Annotated in this window: 14 protein-coding genes; 10 read left to right on the forward strand and 4 right to left on the reverse strand. The window is 66.7% G+C overall.

Going from position 1 to position 16,963, the window contains the following annotated elements:
- Positions 1 to 46 precede the first annotated feature (46 nt).
- The gene (locus AC3WS6_RS09310; protein ID WP_492500747.1) at positions 47 to 2,203 is read left to right on the forward strand and encodes a DEAD/DEAH box helicase; all 2,157 of its coding nucleotides are present in this window, start codon (positions 47 to 49) and stop codon (positions 2,201 to 2,203) included.
- Between the two features lie 213 nt (positions 2,204 to 2,416).
- Positions 2,417 to 3,445, forward strand: coding sequence for an ATP-dependent 6-phosphofructokinase (locus AC3WS6_RS09315; RefSeq protein ID WP_492500748.1), 1,029 nt, complete (start codon positions 2,417 to 2,419; stop codon positions 3,443 to 3,445).
- Between the two features lie 147 nt (positions 3,446 to 3,592).
- Here the strand turns inward: AC3WS6_RS09315 and AC3WS6_RS09320 are convergent, their stop codons facing one another.
- Together AC3WS6_RS09320 and AC3WS6_RS09325 are read right to left on the reverse strand one after the other, a co-directional pair.
- The gene (locus AC3WS6_RS09320; protein WP_492500749.1) at positions 3,593 to 4,426 is read right to left on the reverse strand and encodes a DUF559 domain-containing protein; all 834 of its coding nucleotides are present in this window, start codon (positions 4,424 to 4,426) and stop codon (positions 3,593 to 3,595) included.
- Between the two features lie 208 nt (positions 4,427 to 4,634).
- On the reverse strand, positions 4,635 to 6,734 hold the full coding sequence (locus AC3WS6_RS09325; RefSeq protein ID WP_492500750.1) for a S9 family peptidase: 2,100 nt from the start codon (positions 6,732 to 6,734) through the stop codon (positions 4,635 to 4,637).
- 159 nt (positions 6,735 to 6,893) lie between these two features.
- Here AC3WS6_RS09325 and AC3WS6_RS09330 point away from each other — a divergent pair, with 159 nt between their 5' ends.
- From AC3WS6_RS09330 to AC3WS6_RS09345, 4 genes are all read left to right on the forward strand, one after another.
- Positions 6,894 to 8,285 (forward strand): inorganic phosphate transporter, encoded by a 1,392-nt coding sequence (locus AC3WS6_RS09330; RefSeq protein ID WP_492500751.1) that lies wholly within the window; start codon positions 6,894 to 6,896, stop codon positions 8,283 to 8,285.
- On the forward strand, positions 8,282 to 8,617 hold the full coding sequence (locus AC3WS6_RS09335; RefSeq protein WP_492500752.1) for a peptidase: 336 nt from the start codon (positions 8,282 to 8,284) through the stop codon (positions 8,615 to 8,617). The genes AC3WS6_RS09330 and AC3WS6_RS09335 overlap by 4 nt, the downstream gene beginning before the upstream one ends.
- Before the next feature lie 44 nt (positions 8,618 to 8,661).
- Entirely contained in the window at positions 8,662 to 9,576 is a 915-nt protein-coding gene (locus AC3WS6_RS09340) for a phosphodiesterase (RefSeq protein ID WP_492500753.1), read from the forward strand.
- 93 nt (positions 9,577 to 9,669) lie between these two features.
- Complete coding sequence (locus AC3WS6_RS09345; RefSeq protein ID WP_492500754.1) at positions 9,670 to 11,130, forward strand: aspartate ammonia-lyase; 1,461 nt, start codon at positions 9,670 to 9,672, stop codon at positions 11,128 to 11,130.
- Positions 11,131 to 11,192: 62 nt separating this feature from the next.
- On the opposite strand, the gene AC3WS6_RS09350 is transcribed toward AC3WS6_RS09345, so the two are convergent.
- Entirely contained in the window at positions 11,193 to 12,062 is an 870-nt protein-coding gene (locus tag AC3WS6_RS09350) for a fumarylacetoacetate hydrolase family protein (RefSeq protein WP_492500755.1), read from the reverse strand.
- An 89-nt stretch (positions 12,063 to 12,151) separates the two neighbouring features.
- Between AC3WS6_RS09350 and AC3WS6_RS09355 the strand changes: the two genes are divergently transcribed.
- The 4 genes from AC3WS6_RS09355 to AC3WS6_RS09370 all read left to right on the forward strand — a co-directional run bounded on the left by AC3WS6_RS09355 (position 12,152) and on the right by AC3WS6_RS09370 (position 15,461).
- A complete protein-coding gene (locus AC3WS6_RS09355) occupies positions 12,152 to 13,435 on the forward strand; it encodes a PrsW family intramembrane metalloprotease (RefSeq protein WP_492500756.1) in 1,284 nt (427 codons plus the stop codon).
- A gap of 9 nt (positions 13,436 to 13,444) precedes the next feature.
- On the forward strand, positions 13,445 to 14,140 hold the full coding sequence (locus AC3WS6_RS09360; RefSeq protein WP_492500757.1) for an alpha/beta fold hydrolase: 696 nt from the start codon (positions 13,445 to 13,447) through the stop codon (positions 14,138 to 14,140).
- 221 nt (positions 14,141 to 14,361) lie between these two features.
- A complete protein-coding gene (locus AC3WS6_RS09365; RefSeq protein ID WP_053095804.1) occupies positions 14,362 to 14,730 on the forward strand; it encodes an FKBP-type peptidyl-prolyl cis-trans isomerase in 369 nt (122 codons plus the stop codon).
- Between the two features lie 176 nt (positions 14,731 to 14,906).
- Positions 14,907 to 15,461, forward strand: a complete 555-nt coding sequence (locus AC3WS6_RS09370) for a YceI family protein (RefSeq protein ID WP_492500758.1) — start codon at positions 14,907 to 14,909, stop codon at positions 15,459 to 15,461.
- 28 nt (positions 15,462 to 15,489) lie between these two features.
- Here the strand turns inward: AC3WS6_RS09370 and AC3WS6_RS09375 are convergent, their stop codons facing one another.
- On the reverse strand, positions 15,490 to 16,782 hold the full coding sequence (locus tag AC3WS6_RS09375; RefSeq protein WP_492500759.1) for an MFS transporter: 1,293 nt from the start codon (positions 16,780 to 16,782) through the stop codon (positions 15,490 to 15,492).
- Between the last annotated feature and the right edge of the window lie 181 nt (positions 16,783 to 16,963).

Here is a 16,963-nt window from a genome sequence, read left to right on the forward strand (position 1 = left end):
GCCGTCGTATCCCCTCGATACCTCGGCCTTCACGCTCAGGAGGAGCATGCCGACCACGGCAACCGCCGCCACGCGGCGCAAGAAGACATCTCGTCGTGACGACGAGGCACCGCTGATCCCGATCCTCGCGCGCAAGGTGCGCGAGATCGAGGCCAAGTCCCAGCGCGGCAAGCTGGGCCCGACCAATCGGGTGAAGTTCCAGGTGATCGCGTTCCTCGTGCGCGAGGAGCGCGCACGGGTGAAGGCCGACACCGAGATCGCCGATGGCGCTCGGGCGGAGCTGCTCAAGCGGCTCGACGGCGTGGCGACGATCCTCGCGAAGACCGCCGCACGCGACACTTCGCTGATCCAGCTTCTCGAGGCCGATCAGGCCACCTCGCCCGTGGCGAAGCGCATGCGACGTGACTGGCTGCTCGAGTCGGGTGCGGAGCTCGCTCCCGAAGAGTTGATCATCGCGGATATCGCGCCGGTGCAGATGCCGGTCGTTCCGGCCGCGATCGCTGAACGTCAGGTCACCCCGCCGTCCGTCGAGGCTCGGCAGCTCGCGAACCCGTTCCTGGCACCCGACCTCACGCCCAGGTCGACCACGACACCTCGCCGTCGCCTCGACGGCTGGGAGCTGATGGGCCCGCTCTACAAGGCGTTCGAAACCGGCGCAGGGGGATCGGCGGCGAGCATGGATCTGCCGCCCGCTCCCGAGTACGACCATGTGTCGCCCAAGGGCCTCGAGGTCATGGTGCACCAGTCCCGCTTCCTCGAAGCGGTCCGAGCCGGGCACCGCAGCTTCCTGCTCGCAGACGAGCCGGGTCTCGGCAAGACGGCGCAGTCCGTGCTCGCGGCGTCGGTCGCAGAGGCGTACCCGCTGCTCGTCGTCGTGCCGAACGTCGTCAAGATGAACTGGGCGCGCGAGGTCGCGCGCTGGACTCCGCAGCGTCGTGCCACCGTCATCCAGGGTGACGGCACCGACATCGATGCGTTCGCCGACGTGTTCATCGTGAACTACGAGATCCTCGATCGCCATATGTCGTGGCTGGCCTCCATCGGTCTTCGGGGGATGGTCGTGGATGAGGCGCACTTCATCAAGAACCTGAGCTCGCAGCGCTCGCAGAACGTGCTCACACTGGCATCGCGAGTGCGGGAACGCACTCCCGGAGGCAAGCCGCTCCTGCTGGCGCTGACCGGAACGCCGCTGATCAACGATGTCGAGGATTTCGACGCCATCTGGCGGTTCCTGGACTGGACCACGGGGGAGAAGCCCGGGCCGGAGCTCATGGAGAAGCTGGAGGCGACGGGCCTGACGCCTGCCGACAAGGCCTTCTATCCCAAGGCGCGTGACGCGGTGATCTCGATGGGGATCGTGCGGCGCAAGAAGAAGGACGTCGCGGCCGATCTGCCGGACAAGCTCATCGCCGACCTGCCGGTGCAGCTCGACGACGAGTTCGGGCGCAGCATCCGCCATGCAGAGCGCGAGCTCGGAGAACGCCTCGCCGCTCGCTATCGGCGGATCGTCGAGGCGCGGACCTCGTCCGCGGGTTCGTCGCGTGTCGCCGCCGGTGAGATCGACGAGGACATCGTGCGGCTCGTCGCGCAGAACGAACTCGAGGAGTCGAAGGCGGCGGGAACCGGCGGAGACAATGTCTTCACCATGGTGCGCCGAATCGGTCAGGCGAAGGCTCACCTCGCCGCCGACTACGCCGCACAACTGCAGCGCTCTGTCGGGAAGGTCGTGTTCTTCGCGAAGCACATCGACGTGATGGATCAGGCGGAGGCGCACTTCGCGTCAGCCGGCATCCGCTCGGTATCGATCAGAGGCGACCAGACCTCGACCGCCCGGCAGCAGGCGATCGACGACTTCAACGGCGACCCGGGAGTCGGCATCGCGGTCTGCTCGCTCACCGCAGCCGGTGTCGGACTCAACCTGCAGGCGGCATCGAACGTCGTGCTCGCAGAGCTGTCATGGACGGCCGCCGAACAGACCCAGGCGATCGACCGCGTGCACCGCATCGGACAGGACGAGCCCGTCACCGCCTGGCGCATCATCGCGGCGCACACCGTCGACGCGAAGATCGCAGAGCTCATCGACCAGAAGCAGGGCCTGGCGGCACGCGCGCTCGACGGGGAGGCCCTCGACGAGGTCGCGGCCGAACCCGTACAGCTCGGCGCTCTCATGCACCTGCTCAGGGAAGCGCTGCGCGGCGTCTGACATCCACGCGAGATCGGCGTTAAGAATGCTCATTCTTAACGCAGATTTTCCGTTGGTGGTGGGCGTTCGGGGAATATCCGTGGCTTCGTCGATGAGAGGGCGCAAGATCCCCGGTTTTCGTCGTCTCGAATGGCGCACGATCGGCCCGGGCGCTAGTGTCGTTCGCAGGCAGTGTCGCCTGTTCCCCCTTTCCACTGACCGTCTGAGGCAAGCATGAAGATCGGCATCCTGACGAGCGGCGGCGACTGCCCCGGACTCAACGCGGTCATCCGCGGAATCGTGCTCAAGGGCACCACCACCTATGACATCGAGTTCGTGGGGATCCGCGACGGCTGGCGTGGCGTGGTCGACGGGGACTTCTTCCCGCTCACCCGACACGAGGTGAAGGGCCTGTCCAAGGTGGGAGGCACGATCCTCGGCACCAGCCGGACGAACCCGTACGAGGGAGAGCGAGGCGGTGCCGAGAACATCGCCAAGACTCTCTACGGCCACCGGATCGACGGCATCATCGCCATCGGCGGCGAGGGCACCCTCGCCGCAGCAGACAGGCTCGCGAAAGACGGCATCAACGTCATCGGCGTTCCGAAGACGATCGACAACGACCTGCGAGCCACGGACTACTCCTTCGGCTTCGACACCGCCGTCAACATCGCGACAGACGCCATGGACCGGCTGCGCACGACCGGTGACTCGCACCAGCGCTGCATGGTGGCCGAGGTGATGGGGCGTCACGTCGGATGGATCGCCCTGCACGCAGGAATGGCGGCCGGTGCGCACGCGATCCTCATCCCTGAGGTTCCGCAGACCATCGAGGAGATCGTCGCTCAGGTGACGAGCGCCCACGATCGCGGCCGCGCTCCTCTCGTCGTGGTGTCGGAGGGCTTCACGCTCCAGGGCATGGACGAGGCATACAGCGACAAGGGACTGGACGCCTTCAACCGTCCCCGGCTCGGCGGGATCGGCGACCAGCTCGCCCCCGAGATCGAACGCATCACCGGCATCGAGACTCGGGCCACCATCCTCGGCCACATTCAGCGCGGAGGCTCGCCGTCGGCGTTCGACCGAGTGCTCGCGACCCGATTGGGACTGCATGCGGCTGACGCCATCGTGGATCGTGCGTGGGGACAGATGGTCGCGATGCAGGGCACCGACATCGTGCGGGTCCCCTTCGCAGAGGCTCTCGGCGAGCTGAACACCGTTCCGCGGAGTCGCTACGACGAGGCTGCCGCGCTGTTCGGCTGAGCGTGATCGTGCTGCCCTGAACCCGCCGGGGGAGCTGCCGCGGAGATCCGGCAAACCGCGCGGGATGCGGATGCTTCAGCGTCGAGCATCCGTATCTCGAGCGGTCGACCGGATCTGGCGCGGCTCGTCACGACGCGGCCGCGAGAGTCAGCCGTCGAGATGCAGGCGCTGAGCGAGGGCTGCCCGAACGATGTCGGCGACGAGGTCCGGCATGAAGAACACCTGGTGGTAGTCGAACCTCAGCACGGTGTAGCCGCGCAGGCGCAGACGAGCGTCGGCTTCGATGTCCCGACGGCGCGACGCCGGATCGCTGTGGTGCGCGAACCCGTCCAACTGGACGACGAGCCTCCGGGCGATCAGAGCATCGACGCGGCGTCCGTCGAGCAGGACCTGCTGTCGGACCACCACCCCGATCGAACGCATCAGCAGGAGGAACTCGGTCTCGAGTCCGGAGTCCGAGAGACTGGAGGCGACTCCGGCGAGTCGGCGCGCGCGTACCCCCTGCCACGCGACGCGCTCCAGTACCTCAGCGTCGATGAGCCGGCGGTTCAGCGCTGACTCCCAGATCGCCAGCGCGACCGGCGGCTCCTGGCACCGAGCGACATGATGGAGCACATTGATCAGCGGATCGACGGTCTGGCGCCGGTGGACGGGCGCGGGGCCACGAGACCAGTGCACGCGGATGCCCGTCCCCACGGTCTTCCCCGCACCAGCCGGTACCGCCAGGTGATGCACATCATGCGCAGGTGCCCAGAGGCCCAGTCTGCGAGCGGCGCTCACGCATGTGAGTCGCCCTCCTGCGCCGACGGCAGCGCGCAGTTCGTCGTCACCGGGCTGCAGGAAGATCCAAGATCGGCGCACCCGCTGCACCCGACCTCGTGCCGCCGCCGTGGCGACCGCGTGCCTGCTGAACCCCGCGGCGTAGATCTCCGATGTGTGCGCCACGCCCTCGCGCGAAGCTAGCCATTCGTCCAGATGCATCCGACCACTGTGGCCGGTGGCGGGCCGCCGCCCGGAGCGTCGCCTCAGGCAACGAGAGAAGTCTCCGTGATCGACCGCCCGTGCAGAGGAGGTGTCCGCGACTCAGATCCGGCGAACCGGCCCGGATGCGGACGACAGCGCGCATCGCCGCCGTCTCTCGCGCGGTTCGCCGGATCTCGCGCGGTGAGAGCGCACGAGGGTTCGCCGCTCAGCTCTCGGCGAGCCCCACGGTGTCGAGCAGCCACGCGAGTTCGAACGCGCGCTCCTTCCACGAGTTGTAGCGTCCACTCACTCCGCCATGGCCCGCGACCATCTCGCACTTCAGGAGGACATCCTTCGCGCCGGCGTCCCGAAGCGCAGCGACCCACTTCGCAGGCTCGACGTACATCACTCGGGAATCGTTGAGCGACGTGACGGCGAGGATGCGGGGGTACTCGACGCCCTCGCGCACGTTCTCGTAGGGGGAGTACGACTTCATGTACTCGTAGACGTCGGCTCCGTGCAGCGGGTCGCCCCACTCGTCCCACTCCACCACGGTGAGAGGCAGGGAGGGGTCGAGGATCGTCGTCAGGGCGTCGACGAACGGGACCGCTGCGAGGATGCCGGCGAACAGCTCAGGGGCGAGGTTCGCGACAGCTCCCATGAGCAGCCCTCCCGCGCTCCCTCCTTCGGCGACGATCAGCTCGGGCGTCGTGACGCCGGTCTCGACGAGGTGCTCGCCGCACGCGATGAAGTCCGTGAACGTGTTGCGCTTGTTGAGCAGCTTTCCGTCTTCGTACCACTGACGGCCCATCTCCCCGCCGCCTCGCACATGTGCGACGGCGAACACGATGCCTCGATCGAGCTCTGAGAGGCGCGCGACCGAGAATCCCGGATCGATCGAATGCTCGTACGATCCGTAGCCATACAGGTGCACGGGCCGAGGCGATGATCCGGGGGCGCCGAACGAGCGCTTCCAGACGAGAGAGATGGGCACGCGAGTGCCGTCGGATGCTGTCGCCCACGCGCGTTCCTGCCCGTACTCGAGCGGGTCGTATCCGCCGAGCACTGCGACCTGCTTTCGCAGGACGAGTTCGCGCGAAGCGAGGTCGAGTTCGTAGACCGTGCCGGGAGTCACGAACGACGTGTAACCGAGGCGCAGGAACGGGGAGTGCCACTCGGGGTTGCCGCTGACTCCGGCCGAGTAGAGCGGCTCGTCGAAGAGAATGTCTTCGACGGACCCGGTCGCGTAGTCGAGCATACCGACGCGCTCGAGGCCTTCGCGTCGGTACTCGATGGTGGCGAAGTCCCGGAAGGCGTCCATGCCGAGAAGCCGACGTCCGGCCTCGTGCGGCAATACGACTCGGCGTTCGCCCTCAGGGGCTGACGCGGCGACCGACACGAGCTCGAAGTCGAGCGCGTCATCGTTGTGCAGGATGTAGAGACGGTCCTCACCGTCGACCACCGCGTGCTCCAGCGAGTACTCCACTCCCTCTCGTCTCGGCCAGACGACGCGAGGCGGGGCGGTGAGATCTCCTGTCAGATCGACCAGGTACTCCTCGCTCGTGATGCTCGACCCCACCGCGATCACCAGGTATCTCCTGCTGCGGGTGATCCCCGCGCCCAGCCAGAATTTCTCGTCCGGTTCGTGGAAGAGCTTCACGTCCTCGTCAACCGGGGTGCCGAGCCGGTGCAGCCACAGCGTGTCCGGACGCCACGCGTCGTCCCGCGTCGTGTAGAGGACCCCCGTGCCGTCGGGCGTGAAGAACGCGCCCGCGGTGTTCGGGATCTCATCCGCCAGAGTCTCCCCGGTCGTGAGGTCGCGCACGTGCACCGTGTAGAGCTCATCGCCCTCGAAATCGGTCGCCCAGAGAAGCCGCGTGGCGTCGTCCGAGGTGTCGAACGCGCCCAACGAGAAGAACTCGTGTCCCTCTGCCTCGGCGTTTCCGTCGAGCAGGACGACCTCTCCGGGAACCGCGACGCCTGGCTGCAGCACCGGGGGAGTCCAGTCGTCTTCGGCGGCCGCGGTGCGGCACTGGATTCCGTACTGGGAGCCTTCCTCGGTTCGGCTGTAATACCACCATGCCCCGCGGCGTGTGGGAACCGAGAGGTCGGTCTCCTGCACACGGCTCTTGATCTCCTCGAACAGCGTGTCTCTCAGCCCCGCGAGATGGGCGAGCCCGGCGTCTGTGTGGGAGTTCTCGGCCTCGAGATGTGCGATCACATCGGGCGAGTCCTTGTCGCGGAGCCATTCGTACGGATCCTCGAAGGTATCGCCGTGGTGCGTGCGAAGAGTGGAGCGGCGGTCCGCGATCGGGGCATCAGTCACCCTTCCCACGCTAGCCCAGGTCGAGTTGACCGGCACCCGGGAGGGTGGGAGGATCTACCGGGGCCGGTTAACGGAAGTAAAACCCACGGTGAACTCTTCGTTCGTCACGTCGATCCCGTCGACACCTCTCCTTTCTTCCTCAACGACCGAAAGCGAACGGTGGAAACCGCAGCCCTCATCGTCGTGCTGGTTATCCTGCTGGCACTCTTCTTCGACTTCACCAACGGGTTTCACGACACCGCCAACGCGATGGCGACGCCCATCGCGACGGGCGCGCTGAAGCCCAAGACAGCGGTTTTGCTCGCGGCCGTACTGAATCTCGTCGGTGCGTTCCTGTCGACCGAGGTCTCCAAGACCGTGTCGCACGGAATCATCCGCGAGGACACGATCCAAGGTGACGTGTTCCTCCCGATGATCTTCGCCGGTCTCATCGGCGCCATCACCTGGAACATGCTGACCTGGCTTCTGGGTCTGCCCTCGAGCTCATCCCACGCGCTTTTCGGCGGTCTCATCGGCGCCACGCTCGTGGGCGTCGGGGTCAACGGCATCGACTTCGGCATGGTCCTGTCGAAGATCATCCTCCCGGCTCTGATCGCACCCCTGACGGCGGGAATCATCGCGTTCGCCGCCACCAAGCTCGCGTACTCGATCACCCGTCGCTACGACGGGCGGCCGGACGGCAGAGACGGTTTCCGCTGGGGACAGATCTTCACCTCGTCGCTCGTGGCGCTCGCGCACGGGACGAACGACGCGCAGAAGACGATGGGTGTCATCACGCTCGCGCTCATCACTGTCGGATGGCAGAACAGCGAGCAGGCCGACCCCTATCTCTGGGTGATCATCGCGTGCGCCGTGACCATCGCGCTCGGCACGTATCTCGGCGGTTGGCGGATCATCCGCACACTGGGCAAGGGCCTCACCGAGGTGAAGCCCGCGCAGGGCTTCTCTGCGGAGAGCTCGACGGCGGCCACCATCCTCGCCTCCAGCGCCTTCGGCTTCGCGCTCTCCACCACTCAGGTGGCATCCGGATCGGTGATCGGCTCTGGACTCGGCCGTCGCGGATCGACTGTGCGGTGGCGCACGGCGGGCCGCATCGCGATCGGCTGGCTGCTCACACTCCCCGCAGCCGGTGCGGTCGGCGCGTTCGCCGCACTGCTCATCACGTGGCTCGGGCTGTGGGGCATCGCGATCGATGCCGTGCTCGCCCTCGCCGTGATCATCGGTCTCTTCCTGCGCTCGCGCAAGGACGCCGTGACCTCTGCGAACGCCATGAGCGATGTCGCGGAGTCCGGCCTGGCAGTCGATCTGCCCGACAGCCCTCCGCCCACACGCCGACAGCAGCGGATCGCACAGGCCAAGGCGGAGGCGAAGGCCCGAGCCGCAGCGCGCGAAGAGTCGAAGGCCCGCAGCAAGGCGGAGGCCCGGGCGAAGTCTGCTGCGAAGGCGAGCGGGAAGAGTGGCAGTGGAGGCGCGAAGCCGGGTGCAGGCGCGCCCGTCGACACCTCAACCGGTACGGATGCCCACATCGAGAACAGCGAGGGATCGAAGTGAGCGTCGACATCGACTGGGGGGCGTTCGTCCAGGTCTTCTTCGCCGCACTGCTCGGCGCGTGCGCGGTCGTGACCTTCTACGCCTGCGGCCTGCGACTCCTTGTTCGCAGCGGCCACGCGCCCGTGGTGAGCCCTGCGGAGTTCACCGATGCGATCACCGTGATCACCGAGAAGGAACTCAAGCGCGCTGCCAAGCAGGCCGCGAAGGCCGCACGCAAGAGTCCGCTCACCGATGCGCAGAAGAGACTCTCGCTGTTCGGCGCGTACGGATGCTTCGCGCTGTGCGCGGTCGCAGTCGTGGCCGGTATCCTCATCATCGTGGTGGGCCACTGAATCGCTCAGCGACACGGCGACCGGTGGCACTCTAGGCTGAGGGCATGCCCGAGTCCTCCGGCAGTTCTCACGTCTTCGGCCGTCATGAGCAGCCTTCGCACGTCATCATCCATGTCAGCGACCCCCACTTTCTCGCCGGTGGGGTGAAGCTCGGCGGTCGATATGACGTCGAGACCAACTTCGCTCGCACTCTGACCGCGATAGCGGCAGTGCATCCGAACCCGGCGGCGATCGTCGTCACCGGAGATCTCGCCGATCTGGGTGAGCCCGACGCCTATCGCCGGCTTCGTGCAGCCGTCGCTCCGGTCGCCGCGTCGCTGGGAACCACCGTCATCTGGGTGGCCGGCAACCACGACGAGCGCCCGGCGCTGAGAGCAGGACTCCTCGATCTCGAACCGTCGGAGGAACCGGTCACAGGCGTGTGGGACCTGGACGGACTGCGGGTGATCGCGCTCGACACGAGTGTCCCGGGTTGGCATCACGGCGACATTGACGAACGTCAACTCGCCTGGCTCGCCGATGTGCTCAGCGAGCCCGCCCCGCACGGGACCCTGCTGGCGATGCATCATCCTCCGCTGCCGAGTCATCTGCCGCTCTTCGACATCCTCGAGCTTCGTCGTCAGGACGAGCTCGCCCGCGTGGTGCGCGGCACCGATGTGCGGGGCATTCTCGCCGGGCACCTGCACTACTCCTCGCATGGAACTTTCGCGGGGATCCCCGTGAGCGTGGCATCCGCCACCTGTTACACGATGAATGTCGCGCGACGCGCGCAGGACGTGAACGGGATGGACGCCGCTCAGGCCTTCCAGATCGTGCACGTGCGACCCGACGTGATCACGCACACGGTCGTGCCGGTCGTGGATGCGCCGACGGGGGACTACTTCTCGGAAGCCTGGATCGAGAGAATGGCTGCGTTGACACCCGAGGAGCGGCTCGAGGCGTTCTCGCGCAAACGGTGACGCGCGGACGTATCCCCGGCGCTGCATGCACCCGGGCGTAGGATGGTGGCATCCCCCGCAGTCCACACTCGCCACTACCCACAAGGATGTGACATGGCATCTGCCGCGCCCGCTCCCACCCGCATCGAGACCGATTCGCTCGGGAGCATGGAGATCCCCGCCGACGCGTACTGGGGCATCCACACCGCCCGAGCCGACGCGAACTTCCCCATTACGAAGCGCCCGATCTCGGTCTATCCGGATCTCGTGATCGCGCTCGCGATGGTCAAGCAGGCGAGCGCCCGAGCGAACCGCGAGATCGGCGTGCTCGATCCTGCGCGTGCCGACCTCATCGACCGTGCTGCTCAGCGCGTGATCGACGGCGAATTCCACGATCAGTTCACCGTCGGCGTCATCCAAGGCGGCGCGGGCACCTCGACCAACATGAACGCGAACGAGGTCATCACCAACATCGCGCTCGAGATGGCCGGTCGGGAGAAGGGCGACTACGCGTATCTCTCGCCGATCGATCACACGAACCGCAGCCAGTCGACGAACGACGTGTATCCGACCGCGGTCAAGATCGGTCTGTCACTGACGCTGCGCTCGCTGCTCGAGGAACTGGACCTGCTGCGCATCTCCTTCCTGCACAAGTCGCACGAGTTCCACGACGTGCTGAAGGTGGGACGTACCCAGCTGCAGGATGCCGTGCCGATGACCCTCGGTCAGGAGTTCCACGGCTTCGCCTCCACGCTCGGCTACGATCACACTCGCCTCACCGAGAACGCGTCGCTGATGTTCGAGATCAACATGGGCGCCACAGCCATCGGCACCGGCATCACGACCCATGTCGACTATGCGCCCGCCGTGCTGAAGCACCTGCGCGAGATCACCTCACTCGACCTCGTGACCTCGGCTGATCTCGTCGAGGCCACGAGCGACACCGGTTCGTTCATGTCGTTCTCGTCGACGCTGAAGCGCAACGCCATGAAGCTCTCGAAGATCTGCAACGATCTCCGACTCCTGTCGTCCGGCCCGCAGGCCGGTTTCGGTGAGATCAATCTCCCCGCGATGCAGGCCGGTTCGAGCATCATGCCCGGCAAGGTGAACCCGGTGATTCCCGAGGTCGTCAATCAGGTCGCCTTCGCCGTCGCCGGAGCCGACATGACGGTGACGATGGCAGCAGAGGCCGGGCAGCTCCAGCTCAACGCGTTCGAGCCGGTGATCGCCCACTCGATCTTCCAGTCGATCACCTGGATGCGTCAGGCGATGTGGACTCTGCGGGTCAACTGCGTCGACGGCATCACCGCGAACCGCGATCGCCTGGGCGCCATGGTCGGTGCATCGGTCGGAGTCATCACGGCGCTCACGCCGTTCATCGGCTACGCCGCCGCCGCAGCCCTCGCCAAGACGGCGCTGCTGACCAACCGCAACGTCGCCGACCTGGTCGTCGAGGCCGGGCTCATGTCACGCGACGAAGTGATCAAGCAGCTGTCGCCGGCGCGGCTGTCGGGCCTGGAGGCGATCACGGCGGCGATCCCCGTGATCGCATCCGACGACCTCATCGAGATCTGACCTTCATACGACGATGGCCCCGGCACGTGCCGGGGCCATCGTCGTATGAAGAACGGGCGGGTTCAGTCGAGCACTCGACAGTGAGTCGTCAGCTCGCCGATCCCGTCGATCCCCACGGTGACCGTGGACCGATCGCGGAGGAAGATCTGCGGGTCGCGCGAGTATCCGGCACCTCCGGGGCTGCCCGTCGAGATGAGGGTTCCGGGAAGAAGCGTCAGGGACTGCGAAAGGTGCGTGATCAGCGTCGCGACGGAGCGCACCATCTGACCTGTGCTCGCATCCTGCACGGTCTGCCCGTCGACGACGGCCCAGATATGCAGATCCTGAGGGTCGGCGATCTCATCGGCCGTGACGGCGAACGGACCTGTGGGGGAGAAGCCGTCGAAGGACTTGCAGCGAGACCACTGCGCTTCCGAGAACTGCACGTTGCGCGCGGTGATGTCGTTGACCACCGTGTATCCCCAGACGTGCGAGAGGGCGTCAGCCTCGGAGACGTCCTTCGCAGGCGTGCCGATCAGCACGCCGAGCTCGGCTTCGTAGTCGACGGCCTCGCTGAGCGCCCGCGGCCATGAAGTCGTCTGCTCGTGGCCCGTCAGCGAGTTCGGCCAGAGCGTGAACACGGTGGGCGCGGCATCCGTCTTGAGGCCGAGCTCAGACGAATGCGCCGCGTAGTTGAGGCCGACGGCGAGCACCGCCGGCGGTGCGATCACGGCAGAGTCGAACGCCCAATCCGCGAGCGGATGCCGGGCCGCGTCACCCCGCTCCAGCGCCGCGCGCAGGGAATCGAGCGTCGCGTCTCCGCCCTCGATCAACTGCTGGAGCGTCGCGGGTGGGTCGGTGAGAAGGTCGGAGACGAGGATGGCGTCGGCACCGTCCACCACTGCGAGATTCGCAACGGTGGAGTCGGCACGACGCAGATGAGCGAACCGCATGCCTCTACGCTATCCGGTGACGCACGGTTATGTCGGGAGGAAATCTCCAGACGCGGACGAAGATGTCTGTTGCCAATATGCTCGTTCCCATGAGTACCGGAGGACCGTCCCAGCCATCGCCGCACACGCCGCCCAGGACGCCGCAGCAGCCGCAGTACTCGCCCGAGCAATACGCACGGTCGACCTATGTGCCGCCGCAGTACGCTCAGCATCCGGGCTACGCGTCAGTGCTCGCGCAGCCGACGTCGTACTCGCCGCCTGCACCTGTGGCCCCGGCTCCTGCGCCGGGACTGCCTGCTCTTCCGGCGAGCCGCAGTGGCGGTCGGGTCACCCTGTACGTCCTCTTCGCGGTCCTCGGCATGCTGATGCTGGGCCTGATCGCGTATTTCGGCCTGTTCCTCGGGCCGCTCGCTTCGGTCGTGGGTCTCATTCTCGCCCTGGTGCCGCTGGCCATCGTGTTCCTCGTCGTCCGCATGATCGACAGATGGGAGCCGGAGCCCAAGTCGCTCGTCTTCTTCGCGATCGCCTGGGGCGCGATCGCCGCTGTGGGGCTCACGCTTCTGGTCGACCTCGGTCTGACTCTCGTCCTGGGCTATCGCGGCGAGGTGGCGAGCGCCGTCGTCCAGGCTCCGATCGTCGAGGAGCTGTGGAAGGGCGTCGGCGTCTTCATCGTGTTCCTCATCGCCCGACGATCCTTCAACGGACCTGTCGACGGCGTCGTCTACGGCGCATTGGTCGGTGCCGGGTTCGCGTTCACCGAGAACATCCAGTACTTCGCGATCAGTCTCATCGAGGGCGGAAGCGGTCAGCTCACCGTCACGTTCATCCTTCGCGCGATCATGTCGCCGTTCGCGCACGCGATGTTCACTTCCCTCACCGGCCTGGCGATCGGTCTGGCCGCTCGACGACACGCGTCAGCCGGCGCTGCCCTCGGCACGGGCCTTCTGGGTCTGCTCGGCGCGATCGTCTTGCACGCGCTGTGGAACGGGTCGTCCTTCGCGAACTTCTTCCTGCTGTACTTCCTCCTCCAGGTGCCGCTGTTCGTCGCCTTCATCCTCGGCATCGTGGCGTTGCGGAAAGAGGAGGCGAGATTGACCAGGGCCCGCCTCAGCGAGTACGCGGCCGCCGGATGGTTCACGCCCGAAGAGGTGACCATGCTCGCGACTCCCGCAGGGCGCAAGACCGGCCTGGCCTGGGCCGCGCAACTGCGCGGTGATCGGCGACCGCTGATGCGCGAGTTCATCAAGGACGCCACGATGCTGGCATCCGTCCGTCAGCGGGCCATCACCGGTCGCGACCCGATGGCTTCGACAGACGAGCAGGCGCTGCTGGCCCGAACGCGCGCCACTCGGGCCGCGCTGCTGGCGTACTGAGGTCTCCTCATGGCCCTCTTCGTCCTCGTCCACGGAGCAGGGGACACAGGGTGGTCATGGCATCGACTCGCAGAGGTGCTGAGGCAGCGCGGGCACGAGGTGGTCGCGCCCGACCTGCCGGGCGACGACGAGTCCCTTACGCTCATGGACTACGCGGATGCCGTCGTCAGGGCGGTCGGGGGAAGTCGGGGCGGAATCGTGGTCGGCCACTCGTTCGGCGGTTTCACCGCGCCGATCGTCGCCGAGTTGCTGACCGCGGATGCTCTCGTGCTGCTCGCTGCGATGATTCCCGAGCTGGGGGAGTCGCCGGCGGACTGGTGGACGAACACGGGCTTCGAGGCGGCTGCACGCGCACAGGCCGTCCTCGATGGCGGTCTCACCGGAAACGACGATCCATTGATCGGCTTCTACCATGACGTTCCGCGACCGCTGGCGGAGGAGGCGATGAGCCGAGAGCGCGCACACCCTTCCCGGGCCTCGATGGCTGCGCCCTGGCCGCTCGCCTCCTGGCCGAATGTTCCGACCAGGTTCGTCGTCTGCACGCAGGATCGATTCTTTCCGCCCGCGTTCCTCCGGGAGCTCGCACGCGTGCGTCTCGGGGTGGTCGCGGATGAGATCGACGGTGGCCACTGCGTCGCGCTCAGTCGACCCGACGAGCTTGCGTCGATGCTCATCGAGTATGCGGGAGAGGTGCGTCCCGCCTGACGCCGCGTGCCGGGGAGCGGGGTGTCGTACCAAGACTCAGCGCCCGGTGCTGCGGCGATGCCTGCATGTCTACCGGGCGCTGAGTTGATCTGTAAACAGGGTGCACCCGGCATGCGCAGGTGTCAAGGGTTTACGGCAACCGCGCGGAGCGTGCCCCCGTTTCGCCGTCAGCGGAGCGATCACGTTGACCCGTGCCGGGTGGCTCGGGTTTGATGGTTGACATGACTGATCGCACAAAGCCTGAGTTCGACGCCCCCACCGGCCCCGCCCCCGCGGAGCTCGTGATCCGCGACATCATCGAGGGAGACGGAGCCGAGGCCAAGCCCGGCGACACCGTCACCGTTCACTACGCCGGTGTCGAGTTCGAATCCGGCGAGGAGTTCGACTCGTCCTGGGGGCGGGGAGAGACCATTCAGTTCCCCCTGCGTGGCCTCATCCAGGGGTGGCAGGACGGCATCCCCGGGATGAAGGAGGGCGGACGCCGCGAGCTCGTCATCCCGCCGCACCTCGCATACGGCCCGGTCGGCGGAGGTCACTTCCTCTCGGGCAAGACCCTCATCTTCATCATCGATCTCGTCGCCGTCGGCTGACCGGATCACGCCCGGAAGGCGCTGACCCCTCGCGGGTCGGCGCCTTCGTCGTTCGTGAAACATTCACCGCATGCCGGGAATATATGCGCCTGCATGTAAGTTGTTACGCGTGACGCCGTGAACACGGCCCCTCATCCGTCGCCGCACACGCGGCTGATCTCTCCAGAGGAGAAACCATGACCAGCATCGACATTCCCGGATACCGCGCAGGCACCTGGGTGCTCGACCCCTCGCACAGCGAGGTCACCTTCAGCGTTCGCCACATGATGATCTCGAAGGTGCGCGGAACGTTCGGCGTCAAGAGCGCCACGCTGATCGCTCCCGAGAACCCGCTCGAGGCGCGCGTCGAGGCGAGCGTCGACGTCACGTCGATCGACACCAAGGACGAGGGGCGTGACCAGCACCTCCGCTCGGGAGACTTCTTCGACACCGAGAACTTCCCGACCATGGACTTCGTCTCGACCGGTGCGCGTGCGGAGAACGGTGAACTGTTCGTCGACGGAGACCTCACCATCCGCGGCATCACCAAGCCGGTGAGCTTCGAGCTCGACTTCGGCGGATTCGGCTCGGACCCGTGGGGCAACTACAAGGCTGGTGCTTCGGCGAAGACCGTCATCAACCGCGAGGACTTCGGCCTCACCTGGAACGCGGCTCTCGAGACCGGCGGAGTGCTCGTCGGCAAGGACGTCACGATCAGCCTCGACCTGCAGGGTGCGCTGCAGCAGGACTGATCCGCTGCATCTCGAGAACCCCGGGTCCTCAGGGCTCGGGGTTCTCTGCGTCGTACGACCGGAATCCCGGACTGCGGCGTGCCAGCAGGGCCACCAGAGCGATCACGAGCAGCCCGCCGAGCAGCGGCGGGAACCACAGCGTCGTGAGGGTCGCGAGAGTGCCCGCGTACAGTGCGCCGATGCGGGGGCCTCCGGCGACGACGATGACGAAGACGCCCTGCAGGCGGCCACGCATGGTGTCGGGCACCGCTGCCTGCATCATCGTGTTCCGGTAGATCGAGCTCACGTTGTCGGATGCGCCCGACAGGGCGAGGGCGACGCACGCCGCGGCGATCAACCCGACGTTCGGCACCCGTTCGGTCGCCCCGCCGGAGAAGGCGCCGATCAGCATGACCGCGCCGAACAGCAGGATGGACGCGCCATAGGCCTCGACCGCCCGCTCGATGCCGCGTCCGTGCCAGCGATACCGCACGACCCGTCCGGAGAACAGGCTCGAAGCGAACGTGCCGGCAGCGACGGCGGCGGTCAGTGCGCCGGTCGTCACCGCTCCTCCGCCGAGCAGGACCGTGCCGAGAGCCGGGAACAGGACGAGCGGCTGTCCGAAGGTCATCGCGACGATGTCGACCAGGTACTGCATTCGGATGTTGCCCGCTCGCCGCAGGAATCTCCACCCGTCCACGAGCGATGCGAAGCCGGGCCTTACGATCTCGCCTTCCGGGCGAAGTGCGGGCAGGCTCCACAGGCCGAGGAACATCGAGAGCATCAGCATCACATCGAGGGTGTACGTCCATCCGTACCCCGTGAGTGCGACGAGGATCCCCGCGATGGCGGGCCCGACCATGACCGTCAGCCCGAAGGCCACGCCGTTGAGGGCTGACGCAGCTGCGAGCTTGTCGCGGGGGATGAGTCGGGGCACGATCGCCGTGCGCGTGGCCATGCCGACCGAGTTCGCCGCGGAGTTGACGATGCTCAGCATATAGAGCCACCAGATCGTCTCCATGCCGGTCCAGGTGAGCGCTGCGAGCAGAGCCGTGGAGACGAAGGTCACCGTGGCGGCGATCAATGCCACTCTGCGCCGGTCGAACGCGTCGGCGAGCATCCCGCCATAGAGGCCGGCGAGGATCATCGGCACGAGCCCGGCCACGGCGATCATCGAGACCGCGAAGGTACTCCCGGTGAGTGTGAACACATGCAGCATCACCGTGACGATCGTCAGCTGGCCGCCGATTCCCGCGAGGACGGACCCGATCCACATCCGGGCGAACGCCGGGCTGGCTCTGAGGGGGCTGAGATCGATCAGGTGGCTGCGTGCAGTGCTCACGCCGAATGTCCGTCATGCATGATTCGAGAGTATCCGAGACGTCATCTCGAGGGCGTGGCCTCTGTCGCTCTGCGGCAGCGATGCCTGGTAGACTCTACAGGTTGCCGTTCGATCGGCCGCGGATAAAGAGAGCTCACGCATCAGGCGTCGGGCACCGCGCAACAAGCAGAGAGGGGATCGA

This window comes from Microbacterium sp. EB106-03-03-XG65 (assembly GCF_058791955.1).